Raw genomic sequence first — 21,433 nt, forward strand, 5'->3', positions numbered from 1 at the left:
AGCTTCTGCTCATACATCGTTGGCTGGTATCTCTTTTTCCTTAAAATGCTCAGTAGCTTGATCTTCTCCGTCAACCTGTGGCATACTGATCACTGTGGCTTTGACGGTTGTCCTGCTCTCCTTCTGCCTGGACAATAGTTGCGTCTAAACCGTCCTTTTTCTTCAAGGTTCCTATTGGTCAGTCGTCTGAACAATATCTCCGAAATGGTTGTCTAATTACTAGAGGTTATTAATCAGGTTTTGTTAGTTTTTCATGTGCGCGAGCCAACTTTGCAGGATGCTTCACTAGGCTCATTTTCAAGCCAAGCCTACCCAGTTTCTGGCTATGACCAGCCTGCACTGAGTTCGACTGGTTGCTCACCAGATCATAATTGCTTAACACTTGCTCGAAATTCTGCGTCTTGTAGTCTATAATGACATCGGCCCCAGGCTTTAAACCAGCTCGCGATTGGCCGCGCTGGTGGTGGTAGCCACAGTAGCGCCCAGGTGTTTGGCCAGTTGAATGGCAAACGTACCCACCCCGCCCGAACCGGCCTGGATAAACACCTTCTGTCCTTTTTGAAGGTTGCCTTTTTCAACCAGGGCTTGCAGGCCGTCAGGCCCACCAAGGGAATCGATGCCGCTTCAGTCATTGACAGCGACGTGGGCATGCGTGCAACGTCCGCTTCGTTGATGGCAATCAAGGGGGCAAACATACCCGTTCGGTAGTCGGTTGGACGGGCATAAACCTGATCGCCAACAGTGAAATGCTTTACCCGGGGGCCTACCTTGGTGACTACGCCAGCCACAGCGTGGCCCATGATGAGGGGAATTTATAGGGGGCAATAGGGCGTTGAATGCTCCTTCACGAATTTTGGTGTCGAGCGCTTGAGCCAAAGAGGTCTATGTATCTGTTTCTTCCATAGAAGTAGGGAAAAACAGCGTCGATTAGAGATCAAAAAGTATAGCTAACGATTAACAAGGTACCGATCTGGATCAATAGATCAGCTTAAGGAAACATCCTTACCCGACCGCCAGGGGCTTGCTTTTAACACACCTGGCGGCCGCTAGATTAGCATGCGTTCTAGCGCATTCCTCCCGAAACAGCTAATTTTTCACCAGTGATCCAGCCCGCGTTATCCGATGCCAGGAAAGCAACGGCTGGGGCTATTTCAGTTGGTTTGCCGAATCTACCCATTGGTATAGCGGCAATCATGCCCTTTTCGATGGCACTACCGGCCAGGCCCAGCGCCTTTGACCCTTCGGTATCAGTTGGACCCGGTGCTACCGTATTGACCCGGATGTGACGGTTCACCAGTTCTCTTGATAAAGAAACGGTTAAGGCGTTCAGGGCCGCCTTCGATGACGTATAAACACTGGTGTATGGCCCTGGATTCTGTCCGCCTACTGAACTGATATTGACAATGCTACCTCCTGTTTGGGGAAAATACTTCAAAGACTCCTGGATCGTCAGCATGGGACCTAACACATTAACCCGGTACTGTTCCAGGAAATCATCCTCCGTAACGGCTTCAATGGGGCCGAATCGGGCGATGCCAGCGTTATTCACCAGCACATCTAGTTTGCCAAACCGCTCCTTCACCTGACTGAACAAATCAATAATATCGGTATGCCGGGCCATATCGGCCTGAAGGGCAATGGCTTGTCCGCCTGTCTCCCGGATGTCTTTAACCACGCCTTCTGCATCGCTTTCCGCCGAATGATAGGTAACAATGACAATTGCACCACAGGCGGCAAGTTCCTTGGCTATGGCAGCGCCAATACCCTTTGAGCTGCCGGTAACGACGGCAATCTTCTGCGTCAAATCTATTTTCATGAGATCTCTTTTTTGACAAAGCTAAATGAACGAACTTTACTATGGGTATGGGTTTCCCTTTAGAAAGTAGTTTCCTTTGAGAAACTAAGTTGCGCCAGGACGGATGAAAAAGAAAGTATTTATTGATCAAAAGCCCCTGCAGTGTCCCAGTCAGCTCAGGGCTATCCATGATACAATGGATATTTTAAGCGGCAAATGGAAAATCACGATCATTGGGTGCCTGAGCTTTGGCGACAAACGGTTCATGGACTTAATGCGGGAAGTAAAAGGGATTGGCTCCAAAATGCTGTCCAAGGAGTTACAGGAGCTGGAGATCAACGGGTTAATCAGTCGCACGGTGCAGCCTACCAAACCGGTCACGGTGGAATATGCGCTTACCACTTATGGTGAGACCCTGAGGCCTATCCTGTGGGAAATGGCTGATTGGGGGCAACATCACAGGATAAAAGTAAAAGCAACCTTCAGCGGAGAAGTTGGCAGTGGCTAGAGCATAGCTTGAAGCTATCGAGTTTTTACGTTGCCTCAATCAATCAAATTGTTATACAGACTTTCGAAAGGATGTGTTAGCTTGGTGGTGATGTCGGCGACCGGCTTGAATAGGCGCGAATTTAGTAGGGTGACTTGGTGGGTTAATAAGCCAAGCTAATCCGTCTTTCTGTAGGCAAAGCCGATTCGATGGAGCAACTTGACGAGGCCTTGCGAATGGTAGTGTACGCCGAAACTGGCTTGGATCCAGTGGTACAGCGCACCTGCATTGGTATAGAATTGGGTCTGGAGGTGAGTCCGTAGCTGAGCAATCTGCTGGCTGTTCAACCCACCCAGTAGCCCCGGTAGCGGCTGGACTCACTACCACCCTGACGGAACGCCTGTACGTAGCGATAAATCGTCGTATGGTCGATACCTAAACTTTGCTGGATCAGTTCGAGTGATTGGCCTAAGTTCTGGGAAGCTTATACGAGGAGAAAAGTTATTGAGCAGAATGGCATCGAAATTGCGTTTATCAGCCTTGACGACCTGATCCAGGATAAGCAAGCTATGGGAAGACAAAAGGATTTTGCTGACATTGAGAATTTAAAAAGAAATAATCCTCCCCAAGTTTCGTAGTTCATCTCGTTCTGCGAGTACAAGATAAAATAGAATTCTTAACAGGTTCGATATGAAAATCTCTTCCCTCAGACACGGTCTACTGGTCGGTTTCCTGCTGTTCTATCAGTGGTCTATGGCCCAGATTCCGGTCGACAGCCTGCTGCCCGTTCGTGGTTTCTGCATCGGTGCTCCCCAATCCAGCCGTGTGGATGAATTTGTGCAGTTTATCGAAAAAGAACTGGCTCCGCGGCAGGTGAATACGCTCATTCTGCGGGTCGATTTTAACTACGAATTCAAAAGCCATCCCGAATTGCGCGATAGCGTGGCGTTGTCGCGACGGGAAGTGAAACGGATGGTGAACGCCTGTCAGAAACACCACATCCGGCTCATTCCGCAAATTAACCTGCTGGGCCATCAGTCATGGGCGGCCAAAACTACCAATCTGCTACGGATTTATCCCCAATTCGACGAAACGCCCCACGTCAAAATGCCGGCGAAATACCAGTGGCCAAACGCCGACGGTCTGTATTGCAAGAGCTACTGCCCGCTGCACCCGGAGGTTCATAAAGTGGTTTTTGAGCTGGTGGATGAGATTTGTGACGTTTTTGAAGCGGATGCTTTTCATGCGGGCATGGATGAGGTGTTTTACATCGGCGACGACAAATGTCCGCGCTGCTCGGGCCGCGATAAAGCCGAGCTGTTTGCCGGGGAGGTGAAAACCATCCGGGACCACCTGGCACAAAACGGACGGACGTTGTGGATTTGGGGTGACCGGCTGCTGGACGGAAAAACCACCGGTCTGGGTATGTGGGAAGCCAGCATGAACAACACCCACCGTGCCATTGATCTGATTCCGAAAGATGTGCTGATCTGCGACTGGCACTACGAGCGTCCGGATCAGACGCCGGTTTACTTTGCCATGAAGGGCCTGAAGGTGATGACCTGTCCGTGGCGAATGCCGAAAAATGCGGTTTTGCAGGCACAGGATATGGTCAAGTTCCGGGCGACGGCGACCAAAGCAATGAAAGACCGGTTTCACGGCATGATCCAAACCGTCTGGTCGGACGCTGGTTCGTTTCTGGATGAATATTACGGCCGGAAAAAGACGGATGAGTCCGGCAATACGGCCTCCAACTGCTTCCGGGCCCTGTACGAAGAAATCGGGAAAATCGCTCCCAACTAATTACTGCCACAAAAAAAGGTCCCCCGCTGACACGCAGCGGGGGACCTTTTAGAAGGTAAAATCAAGCTGGACGCCTTACGGTTTGAGCAACTTAATCGTGCGAACCTGCCCCGCCGTGCTAACCCGCAGGAACAGCAAACCCGCCGGCTGCTGGCCAACGCGCAGCGTCTGGCGCTCAATGGCTCCCGCAACCGGAATGGCCTGTTCAGTTACCAGACGCCCCTGTGCGTCATTGATTTGCAAACGCAATGCCTGGTGTTCGGCACCCTGAATTTCGACCTCAATCTGGTTCGAGACCGGATTTCCCAACACCGTCACTTTCAAGCCATTTCCTTCCGCTGAAGGTGAAGCAACCCGTCCGGATGGAGATGGGCAATTCAAGGTTTTGGGCGAATTTTTCAATTGGTAACTGGAATTCAGTACCCGCCCGCCAATGACGCGCGTCGTACCGGTTTTCAATCCCGCCGGTGTCGGAATGCTGAACGCATGGAAACCGTTTCCTTTGCCTGCGGATTTCAGATCCTGACGGAAATTGCTGGCTTCTACGATGCCGACACTATTACTACCTTCAAATAATTCGACGGTGATCGGGGCATTGGGCTGGTTTTTATCATAGACCCAACCCGTCAGAATATCGCAATTGACGGTTTGCAGGAAACCTTCGAAATTACCGGTTACCGGGGTTGGGGTTGGTCCACCCGTCACCACCAGCGTCACACTGGTAGAACTGGTCGTGGTTCCATCATCGGCCGTATAGTTCAACAGGAACGTTCCGGCAACGGTTGGTGTGCCGCTCACCACCCGGGTGGTTCCGTCGAAATTCAGGTTTGCCGGTAATCCGGTCAATCCGTACGTCAACGGTTCGGAATCCGTAAAAGCCGGCAAGGCACCGGATGTATACGCTTCGTTCACCGTTGCCGAGAGAGGAGCCACGGAGGGTGCTACCGGAGCCGGATTCACGACGCCACACGTCAGTGGCTTGGGCGAATTTTTCAGTTGAAAGCTGCTGTTCAACACGACGGCTTTCAGCACGTGCGTGGCGCCATCTTTGAGTGATTCGGGCGTTGGGATACTGTAGGCGTGAATCCCGTTGCCTTTGTTGGCACTCAGCAAATCCTGACGAAATTTATTGGCATCTACGATCACGACCAGTTCATCGCCTTCATAAATACCGACCTGCAAGGGCGTGTTGGGTTTATTTTTGTCCCACACCCAGCCCGTCAGAATATCACAATTGACAGTTTGCATGAAGCCCTCGAAGTTACCGGTTACCGTCGGAACCACCACGGTAGCTGTGGCGGTGAAACTACAGCCCCCGCCAGCGGGTGTGCAGGTGGCCGTGTAGGTGGTGGTAGCGGTCAGAATCGGCGTGGTGAAGGGTGAGCCGGAGCCGGCACCGGGATTCCAGGCGACGGTTCCGCCGTCACAACCGATGGCCGTCAACGATGCGGTCGTACCGGCATTGATGGTCTGGCTCGACGGTGTTGCCGTGAAGAGGGCCGCGATGACAGTTTGTCCGCCGGAAGCAACCGACTGAGCCTGAGCCGCCGACGTAAAAATGGCGGTTGGTCCGGAAACCGGGCTCAGGTATGAAGCGCCCGCCGGGAACGTATTTTGAGAGGCTAGTCCGGCATAGGTAGAGGGGGTTCCGCCCGTCAGGGGATCCAGGGCGCGGTCGCGTTCAATGTAGGTACAATTGGTGCAGGCCGTTGCCAGGAATGTATTGCAGGTGACGCTCATGCCGGTTCCCCGCAAACGCAAGGCAGAACGCGAAGTAGGCCCACCGGTTGATCCTGAAAAGGTATTGCCTTTGATGGTGGCCGTAGACGCTTCCACGTTTACCAGCAGGTTACCGCCTTGTGACGTACCGGCAATACCCGTAAGCTGGTTGTTCGTAAAAGTCAGGTTAGAAATGTTAGCTCCGCTGGGTTTGCCGTTAAAGAAAACCAACGCCCGGGCCACATTGGCTACCTCGAACTGGTTGCCCAAACTGGGGTTATCGCCCGTGAAGGTTTTGCCCGAAAAAATATTGCCGCTCACCGTAATATTCGTGGTCTGATTGGCATCGCCATAGGTCGTGGCAAAAGCCAGATCGCCCATGGCAACAAATTCATTGTCCGTAATGGTAACCGTATTCAGCGTTCCTCTTAAAAATAGGGCCGCGTTTTCGATTCCGGCACTTCCGTTGTCAAACCCCTGAATTGTAAACCCGCTCAGGGCGACTCCGGTAATGGCACCGTTGATCATCACCGTTGCTTCTGCCCCACCCGTTTGCCCCACAATGGTGGTGCTGGTTCGGCCTGCTCCTGTAATGGTGAGGCTTTTCGTAATCGTAATGTTTTCATTGTAAGTACCGGCAGGTACAGCGATGACAGAAGCCGCCGGAGCAGCATCAATCGCGGCCTGTATGGTGGCATAACTACCGGAACCATCGATGGTAATTTGGGCAAAAAGCCCGGGCGTAAGGCCCAGAAGCAACACCAGTGCCCCCCCAAGGGCCTTCAGCCAACGGGATAAGCCAAGTGTACGATTCAAAGATTTCAACAAGGTAAATGTTTTCATGGATAGGCACCTGATTATGGATAGATGTTAGAGAAAAATGATGCGACAGCATTCGCAGGATTTCGGGCGAAATCCTGAATGGAGAGCGGTTGAGACAATGCCTCACGGTGTCCAGTGAACGAGTCACGGGCCAATATAAAAAGCGAATCCCAAGGGATACCGTTGAATTCTAGACAATTAAACGGAACGTACTTCCTGAATCAGGAGCAGCAGAGAGAAGGAGGAGAACTGGTTGTGTTGGTGTAGTGTAGTTTCATGGGGGACAGAGTTATGTGTGAGAATAGTCAATTTTATACTCGCATGTTACCAAGTATGACCAATATTACACGTGTAATTTGTACTTTCAAAATAGTATTTATCAAATAATTTATACCTAACTCATTAAAAATCAGTAGATTAGTTATATAGTACTGATTTACAGACACTAGACCACATATTAACAGACAAAATATTTCTCATTTTTTAATACAACTATTCTTTCTGAGTGGGTCAGAAAGCCCGGAAGAAAAAAGTCTTGTTAACGGTAGGGAATCCGTTTTGTCCTTTTCGTAACTTTGCCTTAACTTCATCTGAACGAAAAGCAACCTTCGGAAGTTACCTTCATAACAACCTAAAACACCAGGCATGAGCGACGCCATAAAGCACGAGTGCGGTATTGCCCTGATAAGGCTCCGCAAGCCGTACCAATATTATATCGATAAGTACGGCACTCATTTATACGGCATCAATAAACTGTACCTGCTGATGGAAAAACAGGTAAACCGGGGCCAGGACGGCGCCGGGGTTGCCAACATCAAAATTGACGTGCCGCCCGGCCACCGCTACATCAGCCGCTACCGCTCGGTAGCCAGCCAGCCGGTCGCCGACATCTTCCAGAAGATCAACAAGAAATTCCGCAAAGCACTGAAGAACAACAAGGAGAAAGCCCGCGATGCCCGCTGGCTTCAGGAAAACCTTGCGTTTACGGGTGAAGTGTGGATGGGTCACCTGCGATACGGGACACACGGAGCGAACGAAATTGAGAACTGTCACCCGATGCTCCGCCAGAACAACTGGCGCAGCCGCAACCTCGTGATGGCCGGCAATTTCAACATGACCAACGTCGAAGAACTCTTCGATAAACTGGTTTCGTTGGGGCAACACCCGAAAGATGAGGTCGATACGGTGACGGTGATGGAAAAAATCGGGCACTTTCTGGACGAAGAAAACCAGCGCGTGTTCGATCGGTTTAAAGGCATTTATGAAAATCCCGATCTGTCGGACATCATCGAGGATAACATGGACCTGCAACGCGTGTTGCACCGCTCCTGCCGGGATTTTGACGGCGGGTATTCGATGGTTGGTATGACCGGTTTCGGCGCTGCCTTTGTGGCCCGGGATCCGGCCGGTATTCGTCCGGCGTATTATTATGCCGATGACGAAGTGGTGGTGGTGGCTTCCGAAAAACCGGCCATCAAAACCGCTTTTAACGTCGAGTACAACCAGATTCAGGAGGTGAAGCCCGGACACGCGCTGATCATCGACAAGTATGGCGAATACGACGAGTACGAATTTATCAAGCCCATCGAAAAAAGGTCGTGCAGTTTCGAGCGGATTTATTTCTCCCGCGCTTCTGATCCCGATATTTACAACGAGCGTAAAATGCTCGGGAAACTGTTGATTCCCCAGATTTTGCAGGAAATCGATTACGATCTGGAGAATACGGTTTTCTCGTACATTCCCAACACCGCCGAAACGTCCTTCTTCGGTATGGTCGAGGGTCTGGAAGAATACCTGGCCAAACAGCGCAAGAAAGCCATCATGGACGGTATTCTGTTTGAACAGGATCTCGACCGGCTGCTCTCGTTCCGCCCCCGGATCGAGAAGCTCGTGTCGAAGGATGTCAAACTCCGGACGTTCATCACCGACGATTCTCAACGGGACGAGATGGTGGCGCATGTGTATGATACAACCTTCGAAGTGATTCGCAAAGGCGTTGACAATGTGGTGGTTATCGACGACTCCATCGTTCGGGGAACGACGCTTGAAAAGAGCATTCTGAAAATGCTAGACCGGCTCGGCCCCAAGAAAATCATCATTGTTTCGTCGGCTCCCCAGATTCGATTCCCCGACTGCTACGGCATCGACATGTCGAAAATGAAGGAGTTTGTAGCTTTCCGGGCCACCTTGCAACTGCTGAAAGAAAGCGGTCTGGAAAACCGGGTCGATGAGGTATACGCGCAGTGTGTAGCCGCCATCGAATCCGGAAACGCATCCAACGTCAACTACGTCAAAGCCTTGTACGATCCGTTTACGCACGATCAGATTTCTGATAAAGTCGCCGAAATTGTGACCCCGAAAGATCTGAAGGCCGATGTAGCGGTTATTTTCCAAACCGTCGAAAACCTCCGCAAGGCGTGTGCCAACCACTCCGGTGACTGGTACTTCACCGGAAATTACCCGACGCCGGGTGGCAACAAAGTTGTTAACAAAGCCTTCGTCAATTTTATGGAAGGCAAAGGCGTACGGGCTTATTGAGTTAAGAATTAAGAATTAAGAGTTGGCTGACGCAAGCTTGAAACAAATGCGTCAGCCAACTCTTAACTCTCAACTCTTAACTCCTTTATTTTTTCCAACGTAGGCTGTTTACATTTTTTCCAATTTCCTTTCCGGTCGTCAAACCGGTTTCGTTGTCCTGCCGGGTGTGAATACCACCCAGATAACGCGAGTAGGCCGACTCCTCAGCGGCTTGCCAAAATGAGGTAAAACTCCGCGCTTTAAAATCCGTGTTGCGCTTCAGGTCCCGAATCCGGCTGATGTGTGAGTCATCCGTGAATGAAAACGATTCTCCGTATAAACCGCCCAGAACCGTGGCCGCAGCCGCCGATTGCGTGGCATGCCCGGAGGTATAGCCCGGAAAAGGTGGAGCGGGCCAGAACGGAATCCAGGCCGGATCGATGGCCCGGCGAACAAACGTGTAGGGCCGCTCATTGTTGAACAAATATTTGCACTTCCAGCAAACCGTAAAAGCATCAGCTACGGCAAGGCCGGTTCGGGCAAGTGTTTCGGCGGCCTTCCCCAGATCGGATTTGGCAGTCTGAATGGCAATGCGGGCCAGGTTATAGGAATGACCGGGGGGCGTAAAGGTTTCGCTTGGATCGTCGGCCCACCAGATCGAAATTTCTTTCTCCGTCTGCGTCAGGGATTTGTTTTTGGTATACACTTCCAGGTACTGCGCAAAATACTGTGATTTGACGTCCGCCGAAATCGGGAGCGGTTTCGGCATGGGCAGGCTCGCATTTGCGGTCACAAACGTCCGGTTGTTGCCCCAGTAGGGTTGCATCGGAATCTTCCGTCCGTTTTCCGTGGTTTGCCACGAACCGTTGAAGAGCGGCACCTTGAAATCGGCGGGGAAATTGCGGTTGTAGCCTTCGTGTCCACCGTCGGTTTTCGACCATTCAAAAATCGCGTCGGCGATCTGCCTCCCAAAGGCCACCGAGCGGTCCACGACCTCACTGCTGCCGGTTTCGGTTTTCAATTCCGTTAGTGTCAGAATTTCCAGCGAATCGATTTTCGCTTTATTCGCATCACTGGTATTGGCGAAGAGATTCCGCAGGATCTGAGCCTCCGCAGCGTTGGCCGAAACCGCCCAGTCATACGCAGCTTTGGGGTCTGCCTGTGGCAAACGGGTCAGACCGGTGAGTTGTCCTGCCAGCGATCGATGCGTTGGCAAACCGGGCATAAGAGCTTCGTAAAGGGCTAATCCCCCATAGCCCAACGCCCGGGAAGCTACCGGTGGGGTAAACCCTGCGGAATTTCGGAGCAGGTACAGGTTCATCCCCGACCACCGCAAGGCCACTTCCGCGCTGTAGTGGTCAGCGGTTATGGACTGCGGACTTACCGGATCATCCTGCGTGCTTTTCGTACAATTGGTCACAGCAATCAGCAGAAAAACACCAATAAGAACTTTATTTGCTTGTCGAATCAAATTTAACATCGTTAGATTTATCCATTTCAGAGGCATAGCCGTATCCGGTTGAAGGTAAAAAAGGGAGGGAATCGGGGAGCGGCCCGACAACTCATATTAGCAAAAACGTTGCCAAAACCGGGTGGAGTTACGTACCTTTGAGTTATGCGTATTCCTGAGGAAACCATCGACCGAATCCGTCAGACCGCGGATATTATCGACGTGGTTAGTGACTATGTCTCGCTCAAAAAGCGGGGCCAGAACTGGATTGCCTGCTGCCCGTTTCACAACGAAAAGACGCCGTCGTTCAACGTTTCGCCCGTGCGTCAGATCTACAAATGCTTCGGCTGCGGCAAAGCGGGTGATCCGGTGCGGTTTGTGATGGACATTGAAAACATCGGGTATCCGGAAGCCCTGCGGCATCTGGCCAAAAAATACGGCATCGAGGTCGCCGAAGAACAACTGACGCCTGATGAACTGATCCGGCAAAATGAGCGGGAGAGCCTGTTCATTGTCCTCAATTTTGCCAAAGACTTTTACCATTCGCACTTATTGAAGTCGGATGAAGGCCAGAGCATTGGTCTGAGCTATTTCCGCGAGCGGGGATTTCTGGACAATACCGTTCAATCGTTTGAACTGGGCTATAGTTCCGACCAGTGGGACGCGCTGCTCCAGGAAGCCACCCGCCGGGGCTATCGCGCGGAACTGCTCGAAAAAGCGGGCCTGGTGTTATCGAAAGAAGGCGGCAAAACGTATGACCGGTTTCGGGGGCGGGTGATTTTTCCGATCCACAACGTCGCCGGCCGGGTCATTGCATTTGGCGCACGGATTCTGAAGACGGATAAAAACCAGCCGAAGTACATCAACTCGCCCGAGACGGAAGTTTACCACAAAAGCCAGGTTCTGTACGGTATTTTTCAGGCTAAGAATGCCATTCGGCAGGAAGACATTTGTTACCTAACGGAGGGTTATACGGACGTGCTGTCATTGCACCAGGCGGGGATCAAAAATGTGGTGGCTTCGTCGGGTACGTCGCTAACCATCGAACAGATTCGACTGATCAGCCGGTTTACCCAAAACGTAACTATTTTGTACGACGGCGATGCCGCGGGGATCAAAGCCGCCCTGCGCGGGCTGGATATGGTACTGGAAGAGGGCCTGAACGTGAGTGTGGCGACGTTTCCCGACGGCGACGACCCGGACAGCTACGTTCGGAAAGTAGGGGCTGAAACCTTTAAAAAATACCTTAGCCAGCACTCCAACGATTTCATTACGTTCAAGACCGACATTCTCCTGAAAGACGCGGGGGATAATCCGTTCAAGCGGGCGGAGATCATTTCGGAAGTAATCCAGAGCATTTCCAAAATACCGGATCCGATCAAGCGGCAGGTGTTTTTTCAGAAAACCGCCCGCCAGCTCCAGGTCGATGAGCAGACGTTGATTTCGGAAAGCAACCGGATGGTGCTCAGCCAGCAGAAACAGCAACTGAAGCAACAGCAGGACAAAGCGACGTCGCCCGGAAGAGCATCCGGCCCGGCATCCATGCCCGAAGAACTGACGGAAATTCTGAATGATTTTTCGGTGGAAGCTCCTCCGGTCGAGCGCCGGGCTGTTGACCCACTGAACCCCAAAACCCGCTCTTCCCTCTCCTACCAGGAAGAAGAATGCGTTCGGCTACTGGTTAATTACGGCGCTCATGAACTGGAACCCGATATCTCGGTTTGCCATTACATGCTGAGTGAGCTGGGGAACATGGAATTTGTAACGCCGGTTTTTAACGAAATGCTGCGGGAAATTAGGGAGGGATTTGTGGCCAACGAAATTCGAACAGCCGATTATTTTCTGAAGCATCAGAATCAGGAGTACCAGCACCAGGTAATTGGTCTGGTTACGTTTCGGCATCAGCTCAGTGAAAACTGGCTCAAACACGAAATCTACGTTCCGACCGAAGTGGACAAATTAGCCGATGCGGCTTTCTCCAATATTTTACGCTTGAAGAAGCTTGTTGCGGAGCAACGGATGCGGGATATCAAACAACAGATCGTTCAGGCGAGCGACCCGGCAGAAAGTGACCGACTCATGGTAGAATATATGCACTACAAGAAAGTAGACATCGAGATCGGTCGACTATTGGGAACCGTTATATCGTAAACTAAGTGAATAATTAGTAACAGACTTGGAGGGGCCATTACTAATTATTCACTCTATAGGATGATAATCAGGCAGCCATGCTGTCTATTCTCGATATTTTCTTTACAAAGCGACGCAGAGTGTCCTGACTAACAGGCTTTGGCAGTTGGTGATTGATTTGTTGCAGAGCCTGGCGGGGTTCTTTCGGAAACGTCATCATGGCCTGAATCACTTTTTCAACGTGTTGCTGATCGTCGGGGTTCAGTTTTGGTTTCAAACCGCGGCCTGGTTTATCCATCAAGCCCTGAACACCGTCTTCAGACCAGCGATTCATCCAATTGTAGATACTGCGACGGTCTACTGCGAACATATCCATCAGTTCGCTGACGGTTAAGCCGTAGTAGCTATACAGTACACACTGGCAACGTTTCTTTAGAACGTTGTTTTGGCTCTCACGAATCGTCTGACGGAGCTGCTCCACTTGTTGTCCAGTTAAATTCTTAACGTTCCGCATTGTTATCAATATTAGTAGTTCAATCCTTGTTTTCGTGTGAATTACAAGTGAAAACTACGTCATCAATTTCGATCAAAAAAGTCATTTCGTACGGAATAACTACTTTTTCGCGTGAAATAACCAAATTTGCCGTATCTAGCGTTTGATTCTCTCTGTCGATTTCCGCGCGTTTACGAATTGCATCAACGACTACGAAGAGGTGAAACGGCCCGTTCGCTATTTTGGTCATTTCACACAAAAAAGTATTGATTTCGATTGACCCAATGAATCAATTCGGCTAATTAAATTGTAGCTTCAAACGCAGGCTACTATCGCTTTACCATGAACAACACTAATTCAAAACCGGAATCGTCTTCTTCTTCGTTTTCATTGAAGCGAAAAGACTTTTCTATCCTAGTAGCCCAGGCTGAACTATTTAATTGTGAGGTACTTTGTCAGGTACTCAAGCAGCAGGGGTACAATGTGGTTGGGAAAGCCATCGAAATGGAGGATACGCTTCAGCAAATTCGGGTTAAGCAACCGCAATGCGTCATTTTAGAATCTGAGATTTCCGGACGGCGTAGCGTAGACATCGTTCAGCAGGCCCGGACGAACAACCACAAAACCAAATTCATTCTGTATACCAGCAAACCGGACTTAAAACTGGTAGCCAATGCCATGCAGCAGGGATTCTACGGTTTTTTATATGCGAATGACGGATTGGACGAACTCTACAAGTGTTTTCAGACCATCAGTACGGGTGGGTATTATTACAGTCCCGGTTTTTTACTTTTGTTGAAAAACTACGGGATGAACGTCATGACCGATGAAACGAAGGAGCAACTGGGCCGCTTGACGGGTCGGGAACTTGAAATCCTTCGGTTAGTGGCGCAGGGAGTTACCGGTTATGAAATTGCAGATCAGCTCCACATCAGTTACCGAACGCTGGCGAATCACAAAACCAATATTGCGCAAAAGCTGGAGTTGGGGAGTTGCCGGAATCTGGCTCGCTACGGAATTTCCGTAAAAGAGTACCTTTGAAAATTCGTAGGAGAGAGTAAGAATGATAAAATTCGGGCTTTACTGTGTTCTGTAAAGTTTACTAGATAATTTCGCTCTTTGGAGGAAGGTATTCGACCTCCTGGGCGGAGAAGCGCACCAGACGGTTTTTAAAATCCTGCAGCCGGGCACGCGGCATGTCGGTTTCGTCGTTGTTGGGGGTTTGCATGCGAATGCTGTATTTCCCATTTTCCCAATACGCGTAACTGGCTACGAAGCTGAGGTTGATAATGCAATTGCGTTTGGTTCGGAAAAACAGTTCCGGATTCAGTTCCGCTTCCAACTCATTCATGGTTTTGGTAATCGAGAACCGACCGGTGGGGTGAACGGCGTAATAATACCGGTCTTCGGTTTCAAACCAGAAGCAATCCTGAACGGCTAAGATGGTTTCGCCAAAATTGTTTTTGCCTTTCAGGTGCGTCAGGAAAGCACCGGGTTGAGGAACGAGCGACTGAAAAGGGTCAGGGGCTTCGCTGCTGCGTTTCCGTTGCCGGCGTTGTTCGAGAATATCGACCAGCAACGACCCGTTGACGGCGCCGTAACCCATGATCAGAACCGGAATCAGGTAAAAGGAATAATATTTAAGGCTGTAGGTACCCTGGATGTAATTACCCAGGTACAGTTCGAGATCGTAATTAGGGAAGTTAACCAGCAGGTAACGTACGGTTTGCGTTACCGGGTTAAAGAGAAAAAAAGCGACCAGCATGACGGGTAAGATTTTTACCTCGTAGTTGAGTATGTTTCGGGGGGTCAGTTCGATTCGTTTGATTCGGCAGGCTTCATGGTAAATATTCAGCAGCATCAGCAGGATGACCAGGGTTGAAATTTCCGGCAGGATTCCCCCCCGCAGGAAGATCCACAGGTATCCTAGTAAACCGCCATACTCTTCTACTTTCACTAATTTCTTTTCAAATGCAAAGAGCCAGTTGAATGCCTCGAACGTAAATACAGCCAATAGCAGAATACTGAGACTCTTAAAGGGTCTTCTTATGTACTTCAGATTTAGCGGTACTTCGGTCATTGCTACCCCAATCATGTTCTCACTTCTTGAACTGTGCTAAATTACTAACAATAAATAGTAATTAGTTACTAAAGCTGCATAATATTTTAGCCAAAACTTGCCATTCTTTTGCCTAGGCCGACCCGGTACTTTTGTATCAGTCAATCGGCCAAATAATCCCGGGCAAAACGGATCGATTGATGACTGACAATTTAATCACTCTAACAGCATCTATCGCATCTTTCGCCATGAAAAAGAACTTTGTTATCAACTCAGCTAAGCAATTATTGAATTCTGCTACTACCAACCTGAACGTAATAGCTAAAAATGAAACCAGCGATCGCATCCTTTTGGCCGGTAAAGCCGACAAAGATGGTGAAGTTTGCTGCAACTGGTGGCCTTCATTCCACGGTCTGCAACCAAACGCAACGGATCAACTGGCTCTTTCTTAATTCTAAATTACCATGAGCAACTTCGTGCATCAATATCAGCGGGAATTGGATCGTTGTCGCCAGCAATTCGAATCCCTGGATCTCCGGAAAGAAAAAGGGTACCTCTTCAAATTTACTACGTTCTCGGCCAGTGTCCAGAACATTCTGCCTGAGATTCCGATTGAGAAGCACGAGGACCTTTTTCAGAAATTGTTACTTCAACAGGTTTACACCACCTTTGATCAGCAATTTTTGACCGCCAATGACCTGATTCAAACGAAAGGGCCGATTCGGAAACTGGTAAACAGCCAACACCCGAATATTTACTGCACTTTCCACTTGGGTTCTTACCGCCTGCTGACCACGTATTTGTATCGAAACGGCATTGATGTGGCCCTCCTGGTCAGCAGGGGCACTTATCAAGAACAGGGTAAAGACATTTGGGCCACCATCAAAGGTCTTCAGAAAAAGCACAATTTAACCAACTCGTTCCAAATTCTGGACGCTGAGCAGACGTCATCGACGCTGCAGGTCATCCGTGAATTGCGGGCTGGAACCTCCCTGGTAATCTTTATCGACGGCGTTACCAGTACAACTGGATTGAATCGTCAGGAAGATAAAGAAGTCCAGGTGCGCTTTGGAGCCAAAAATGTGTGGGCCCGCAAAGGGGTCGGATTCCTGTCTTATGTAACCAAGACGCCCATTGTTCCGGTGATCAGTTACCGGGAAAAAAATCTGAACAACGTTTTATCTTTTCTCGATCCTATTGTTCCGGAAGCTGATTGTGACCGCGAAACGTACTGCCGATTGAGCCTTCAACACCTCTATGATTCATTCTGGCAGTATTTGACCAGGTATCCGGAACAGTGGGAAGGATGGAATTACATTCATAAATTCCTCGATCAGCACGAATTGGAACAACAGGCCGATTCGTATCAACCACCCCGGCCGCGACCCAAAAAGCGGGTCGCCTTCAATCAGGAACGGTATTCTATCTGCGACTTAGAAGATTCACCCATCCTGTTTGACCGCCGGTTATACGTCACTTACGAAATTTCAACCGACTTGCGTGACTTTTTGCTTCAGGTTGGCACCGTCGAGACCCCTGAGGAAGTGCTTGGCACGGACATGTATCTCGACTTACTTTCCAAGCAAATTATTGCCTAGGTAACCGTAAATACTAGTTTAATCTTTTCTTGTTTTCAATTGTAAAAGTCGGATCTGCGGACATCTGTTCAGATCCGACTTTTTTATTGAACTATCCTAACAATTCACTAGACGAAAATAATGCTGGCACAAATTTTGTAACCATTTAACTACAAAATTATCGATTTGTTTGTCTGCTAATTAGTGGCATTCCAGACTTGCAATTCTTTAATTATACAGTGGTTAAATAATAAAAATCCTATTTAACATTTATTTTACGTGTAAAACTCTTGCTTTATAACAATTCTCATTATATTTGAATAAGTGTTTGTTAAAGACAAGCGTCGAGAATGACTCAGAATGGTGACTGATAATTCTCTTTACGAAGGGTAGAAATACCGAGTCATTCACAAAGAGGTTTTAGTCTGCCTCATGATTATCTAGTAAACAATTGCTGACTTCATACCCTGAAGTTACTACTCTCTGTCAATCATACCTCTATTTCAACGGCTGTTGAAATACTCAAAAATCACTGTTTGTTTCCGTCTTTCAGAGAAGTACGGTAACCTTCAACAGGATTAGCAAGCAGGCACGATGTGCCTACTAACTAACGGTTGAAAGGTTCTGTTCCGAGGTAATCGGCGTATAACTCTCTGCGGCAGTCACTGCGGGAAAGCTCAACTGCAAAAGAGTCAGAATCTTTGCGAGCGTCCCGTCACGCTGCCAGCGACGAAAGCGATCATAGATGGTTTTCCAGGAGCCGTACCGTTCGGGCAAATCGCGCCAGGGCGCACCGGAATTCAAAATCCAAAGGATCCCATTAATGGATTGGCGATGAGACCGCCACGGACGACCGGGACGATTGTTGGAGGGCATCATGTCCTTTAATTTCTCCCACTGTGAGTCGGTCAATTCATACTTACGCATGGCAATAGGAACAAGAGATAGAGATAAAAACAGGTTGATTTAACTAAGTAACTGCAAAAATAAATTCATGTTTCAAAAAATATCGGAGTGTAATCGTACGACCAATGATCTGGTAAAAACCCGTCGAGAAGTCTGATAACTAATTCGATGTCGAAAAATGAGAAAATATTTTTGCATTTCCTAAATTCATACGCCAAAAATTTAGGATACGGTAGGTATTTTATGGATAATGAGGTAAAAAATATGCGAAATTATTTCTGCAGTTCCCCCTGGTTTTCTGCGCGAAGCAAGCGGTAATGGGGTATTTGGAGGAAATCGGGTATCGGTTTGAAGTCTTTTCTGTCGGACAAATCGACAAATACAGTAAGTACTTAATTTATTGATCGAAAATCACAACGTATGAAGAATTGGAATTCCCTGGCACTCTGTTTCATGATCATTGCTTTCTCGTCCTGCATTTCACAAAAACAGATCACCTATTTTCAAAGCCCGGTAGCCGACACCACGGCACAGGCCGAAGATATCACGAACAAGTACATCCCCACCATTCAACCCAATGATTTATTGGGGATCAATGTCAATAGCCTGAACCCGGAAGCCAGCAGCTTTTTCAATCCGTACGCTGCCGCCGAACGAGTACCCACTTTTCAAACCGTGAACGGACAGGTTCCGGTTACGGCGGTCGTAGGTTACCTCGTCGACACGCAGGGACAGGTCCAACTGCCGCTGGTGGGAAAAATAAAAGTATTGGGACTTACCTCCGCTGGCGCGCAGGAATTGATTCAGGAAAAGCTGAAGAATTACCTGAAAGAACCTACGGTGGCCGTCCGGTTTCTGAATTTTAAAGTATCGGTGCTGGGTGAAGTAGCCCGACCGTCGATGTTCAGCGTTCCGAATGAGCAGATGACCCTGACGGAAGCCCTGAGTTTGGCCGGCGATATTACCATCTACGGCCGCCGGGACAATGTCATGGTGATTCGGGAGACGAACGGGAAACGGGAATTTGGCCGGGTCAACATGAATCAGCGGGATCTGTTCAAGTCGCCTTTTTACTATTTGCATCCGAACGATGTCATTTACGTAGAACCGGGGAAAGCCCGTCTGGCCTATGCCGACCGCTTTTACACCATTCTGCCATCGATCATCGGCGCGCTGTCTCTGATCGCAGTCATTATACGCCGTTAATACAGCATACCAGCGGCAGTGGGCCCGGATCGGGCCACTTGCCAAACGATAATACCTAATTACTCAACAACGTTATGATCACAACTCCGTATGTTTACCACCAGCAGGAGGAAAAAGAACCTGACCTTCGGCTGATCCTCTTCCGGTATCTGAAAAACTGGAAATGGTTTCTGCTCTCGCTCGTCGTCGCGCTGGCCATCGGGTATGCGTACCTGCAATACCAGGTTCCGATCTACAAAGTACAAAGCAGTATTTTGATCAAGGACGAGAAAAAGGGGATTTCGGCGGACAACATCATGAAAGAAATGGATCTCTTCACGGATTCAAAGGTTGTCGAGAACGAAATCGAAATTCTGAAGTCCTATACGATCATGGAGAAGGTAAACGACGCGCTGGCGCTGGATGTTTCCTATTTCCACGATACGCCGGTTGGCGAGCGCGAGATTTATAAAGATTCTCCGTTCCGCCTGGTTGTCGAACAACCCAAACCGCTGCTGTACGAAGATGGCTTCAAAGTGGAGTTTGTGGACCCTGCCACGGTTAAAATTGGGGAAAAGAAATATGCCGTTAACCAAAGTCTGAACACCGAATTTGGCCGGATCCGGATTTTCCCGAAAGCGGGTGCCAAGCTCGACAAAGAACCCGTTATTGTTCACGTGGCTCCCAAACAGGAGCTTATTCAGAATTTTGTTGAAGATTTGAAAGTTGAAGCGACCAGCAAACAGTCAACGGTTCTGATCCTCAGCCTGGAAACTGCGGTACCCGAAAAAGGGCGTAACATCCTTGACAAAATTGTGGAGGAATACAATGATGCCGCTCTGAAAGATAAAAACCTGGTGGCAGCCAATACGCTGGATTTCATCGAAGAACGCCTGAAACTCATCTCTGGTGAACTCGCAACGGTGGAAAAAGATGTGGAAAGCTACAAATCAGCGGAAGGGATTACGGATATCAGTACCGAATCACAGATTTTTCTGCAAAACGTTCAGCAGAACGATGCCCAATTGAGCCAGGTCAATATTCAGTTGGGTGCCCTGGAAGACGTCGAAAAGTACGTTCGCAGTAAAGAGGGGGAACGAGGCTCTGCTCCTTCCACCCTGGGCCTGACTGATCCTACTCTTTTAGGGCTGATTGCCAAGGTGTCGGAACTGGAACTACAACGCGAAACGCTGGTGAAGACCACCTCAGAAAACAACCCCATTCTGCGTTCACTGGACGAACAAATCCGGACTACCAAATCGAACATCACCGATAACATCCAGACGATGAAGAACATCATGACGGGCACCCGCCAGAAGTTGATGGCTCACAATCGCAAGTTTGAATCGATGATCCGGTCGGTGCCGCGCAAAGAACGGGCGTTACTCGACATCACGCGCCAACAGGCCATCAAAAACAACCTGTATACCTACCTGCTGGCCAAACGCGAAGAAACCGCTCTTTCCTACGCTTCGGCCATTGCCGATAGCCGGACGATCGATATGGCTCGCAGTGGCAGCAAGCCCATTAAGCCCAAAAAGAGCATGATCTTTTTGCTATTCGGAGCGTTGGGCTTGTTGATCCCGGTTGGTGCTTTCGCTACCCGCGACATGCTGAACAACCGGATTGGTAAGCGCACGGATATTGAAGAGCTGACGAGTACGCCGATTGTCGGCGAAATCTCCTACGCCAAGCATAAATTCCCGCTGGTGGTTACATCCAACAGCCGGTCGATTGTTGCGGAGCAGGTACGTGCCTTGCGAACCAATCTGCAATTCCTGCGATCCAACAACGAGAGCCTCGCCATCCTGTTTACGTCCAGCATTAGTGGGGAAGGTAAATCGTTCATCTCACTAAACCTCGGAGCCAGCCTGGCCCTCATCGACCGTCCGACGGTTATTTTGGAAATGGACTTACGCCGTCCGAAATTGCACTCCATGCTGGACATGCCCAATACCGTCGGGATCAGCAACTTCCTGGTCGGTCAGGTAACCCTGGACGAAATTCTGCAACCCGTACCAGGCATGCAAAACTACTTCATCCTGACCAGCGGCCCCATTCCACCTAACCCGGCGGAGCTGCTGGTGAGTGACAAAGTCGATGATTTGTTTCACCAGCTTCGGGAACGCTTCCAGTACATCATCGTGGATTCACCGCCGATTGGTCTGGTTACCGATGCCCAGATCCTCGCCGACAAAACCGATGCGACCATGTACGTCGTCCGTCATGATGTAACGCCCAAGCAGCACATGAAAATGGTGGACGTCATGTACAAAGAACAACGCTTCCGGAAGTTGAGCCTGATTCTGAATTCAATCAATGAAGGAACCGGCTACGGATACGGCTACGGATACGGGTATGGCTACGGATACGGTTCCGGTGGCTATTATGAACAGGACCCCATCGCCAAAAAATCCTTTCTGAAGCGGTTGCTGCCAGGCAACAAACCAGCCTAATACAATACCAACTACTTGATGGATTCCCAACCGG

16 protein-coding genes and 1 pseudogene are annotated in these 21,433 nt (G+C 49.4%); 9 read left to right on the forward strand and 8 right to left on the reverse strand.

The window, feature by feature from the left end:
- Positions 1 to 755 precede the first annotated feature (755 nt).
- Positions 756 to 800: pseudogene (locus F0P93_RS32000) on the reverse strand (hypothetical protein); the annotation flags it as partial.
- 263 nt (positions 801 to 1,063) lie between these two features.
- A complete protein-coding gene (locus tag F0P93_RS12570) occupies positions 1,064 to 1,816 on the reverse strand; it encodes an SDR family NAD(P)-dependent oxidoreductase (RefSeq protein WP_150876772.1) in 753 nt (250 codons plus the stop codon).
- Positions 1,817 to 1,919: 103 nt separating this feature from the next.
- Between F0P93_RS12570 and F0P93_RS12575 the strand changes: the two genes are divergently transcribed.
- Entirely contained in the window at positions 1,920 to 2,303 is a 384-nt protein-coding gene (locus tag F0P93_RS12575; protein WP_150876773.1) for a winged helix-turn-helix transcriptional regulator, read from the forward strand.
- Between the two features lie 155 nt (positions 2,304 to 2,458).
- Here F0P93_RS12575 and F0P93_RS32005 read toward each other — a convergent pair whose 3' ends face one another.
- Positions 2,459 to 2,629 carry a winged helix-turn-helix domain-containing protein gene (locus F0P93_RS32005; protein ID WP_191908797.1) on the reverse strand — a complete coding sequence of 57 codons (171 nt, stop codon included), beginning with the start codon at positions 2,627 to 2,629 and terminating at the stop codon, positions 2,459 to 2,461.
- A 343-nt stretch (positions 2,630 to 2,972) separates the two neighbouring features.
- Here F0P93_RS32005 and F0P93_RS12585 point away from each other — a divergent pair, with 343 nt between their 5' ends.
- On the forward strand, positions 2,973 to 4,085 hold the full coding sequence (locus F0P93_RS12585) for a family 20 glycosylhydrolase (RefSeq protein WP_150876774.1): 1,113 nt from the start codon (positions 2,973 to 2,975) through the stop codon (positions 4,083 to 4,085).
- Positions 4,086 to 4,160: 75 nt separating this feature from the next.
- On the opposite strand, the gene F0P93_RS12590 is transcribed toward F0P93_RS12585, so the two are convergent.
- Positions 4,161 to 6,620 (reverse strand): pectinesterase family protein, encoded by a 2,460-nt coding sequence (locus F0P93_RS12590; RefSeq protein WP_191908798.1) that lies wholly within the window; start codon positions 6,618 to 6,620, stop codon positions 4,161 to 4,163.
- Positions 6,621 to 7,271: 651 nt separating this feature from the next.
- Here F0P93_RS12590 and F0P93_RS12595 point away from each other — a divergent pair.
- The gene (locus F0P93_RS12595) at positions 7,272 to 9,164 is read left to right on the forward strand and encodes an amidophosphoribosyltransferase (RefSeq protein WP_150876776.1); all 1,893 of its coding nucleotides are present in this window, start codon (positions 7,272 to 7,274) and stop codon (positions 9,162 to 9,164) included.
- 85 nt (positions 9,165 to 9,249) lie between these two features.
- Here the strand turns inward: F0P93_RS12595 and F0P93_RS12600 are convergent, their stop codons facing one another.
- A complete protein-coding gene (locus tag F0P93_RS12600; RefSeq protein WP_150876777.1) occupies positions 9,250 to 10,623 on the reverse strand; it encodes a vanadium-dependent haloperoxidase in 1,374 nt (457 codons plus the stop codon).
- Between the two features lie 135 nt (positions 10,624 to 10,758).
- On the opposite strand from F0P93_RS12600, the gene dnaG reads away from it, so the two are divergent.
- Entirely contained in the window at positions 10,759 to 12,744 is a 1,986-nt protein-coding gene (dnaG, locus tag F0P93_RS12605) for a DNA primase (RefSeq protein ID WP_150876778.1), read from the forward strand.
- 67 nt (positions 12,745 to 12,811) lie between these two features.
- Here the strand turns inward: dnaG and F0P93_RS12610 are convergent, their stop codons facing one another.
- On the reverse strand, positions 12,812 to 13,237 hold the full coding sequence (locus F0P93_RS12610) for a helix-turn-helix domain-containing protein (protein WP_150876779.1): 426 nt from the start codon (positions 13,235 to 13,237) through the stop codon (positions 12,812 to 12,814).
- A 321-nt stretch (positions 13,238 to 13,558) separates the two neighbouring features.
- Between F0P93_RS12610 and F0P93_RS12615 the strand changes: the two genes are divergently transcribed.
- On the forward strand, positions 13,559 to 14,257 hold the full coding sequence (locus F0P93_RS12615; protein ID WP_150876780.1) for a response regulator transcription factor: 699 nt from the start codon (positions 13,559 to 13,561) through the stop codon (positions 14,255 to 14,257).
- A 61-nt stretch (positions 14,258 to 14,318) separates the two neighbouring features.
- On the opposite strand, the gene F0P93_RS12620 is transcribed toward F0P93_RS12615, so the two are convergent.
- A complete protein-coding gene (locus tag F0P93_RS12620) occupies positions 14,319 to 15,230 on the reverse strand; it encodes a LytTR family DNA-binding domain-containing protein (protein ID WP_191908799.1) in 912 nt (303 codons plus the stop codon).
- A 293-nt stretch (positions 15,231 to 15,523) separates the two neighbouring features.
- On the opposite strand from F0P93_RS12620, the gene F0P93_RS12625 reads away from it, so the two are divergent.
- Both F0P93_RS12625 and F0P93_RS12630 read left to right on the forward strand, forming a co-directional pair.
- The gene (locus F0P93_RS12625; protein ID WP_133299844.1) at positions 15,524 to 15,727 is read left to right on the forward strand and encodes a hypothetical protein; all 204 of its coding nucleotides are present in this window, start codon (positions 15,524 to 15,526) and stop codon (positions 15,725 to 15,727) included.
- Positions 15,728 to 15,739: 12 nt separating this feature from the next.
- On the forward strand, positions 15,740 to 16,873 hold the full coding sequence (locus F0P93_RS12630; protein ID WP_150876782.1) for a lysophospholipid acyltransferase family protein: 1,134 nt from the start codon (positions 15,740 to 15,742) through the stop codon (positions 16,871 to 16,873).
- Positions 16,874 to 17,455: 582 nt separating this feature from the next.
- Here F0P93_RS12630 and F0P93_RS12635 read toward each other — a convergent pair.
- A complete protein-coding gene (locus F0P93_RS12635; protein ID WP_150876783.1) occupies positions 17,456 to 17,779 on the reverse strand; it encodes a transposase in 324 nt (107 codons plus the stop codon).
- 399 nt (positions 17,780 to 18,178) lie between these two features.
- On the opposite strand from F0P93_RS12635, the gene F0P93_RS12640 reads away from it, so the two are divergent.
- Complete coding sequence (locus F0P93_RS12640) at positions 18,179 to 18,964, forward strand: polysaccharide biosynthesis/export family protein (protein ID WP_150876784.1); 786 nt, start codon at positions 18,179 to 18,181, stop codon at positions 18,962 to 18,964.
- A gap of 74 nt (positions 18,965 to 19,038) precedes the next feature.
- Complete coding sequence (locus F0P93_RS12645) at positions 19,039 to 21,399, forward strand: GumC family protein (protein WP_150876785.1); 2,361 nt, start codon at positions 19,039 to 19,041, stop codon at positions 21,397 to 21,399.
- Positions 21,400 to 21,433: the final 34 nt, after the last annotated feature.

It is taken from the genome of Larkinella humicola (assembly GCF_008727875.1).
GTDB lineage: Bacteria > Bacteroidota > Bacteroidia > Cytophagales > Spirosomataceae > Larkinella > Larkinella humicola.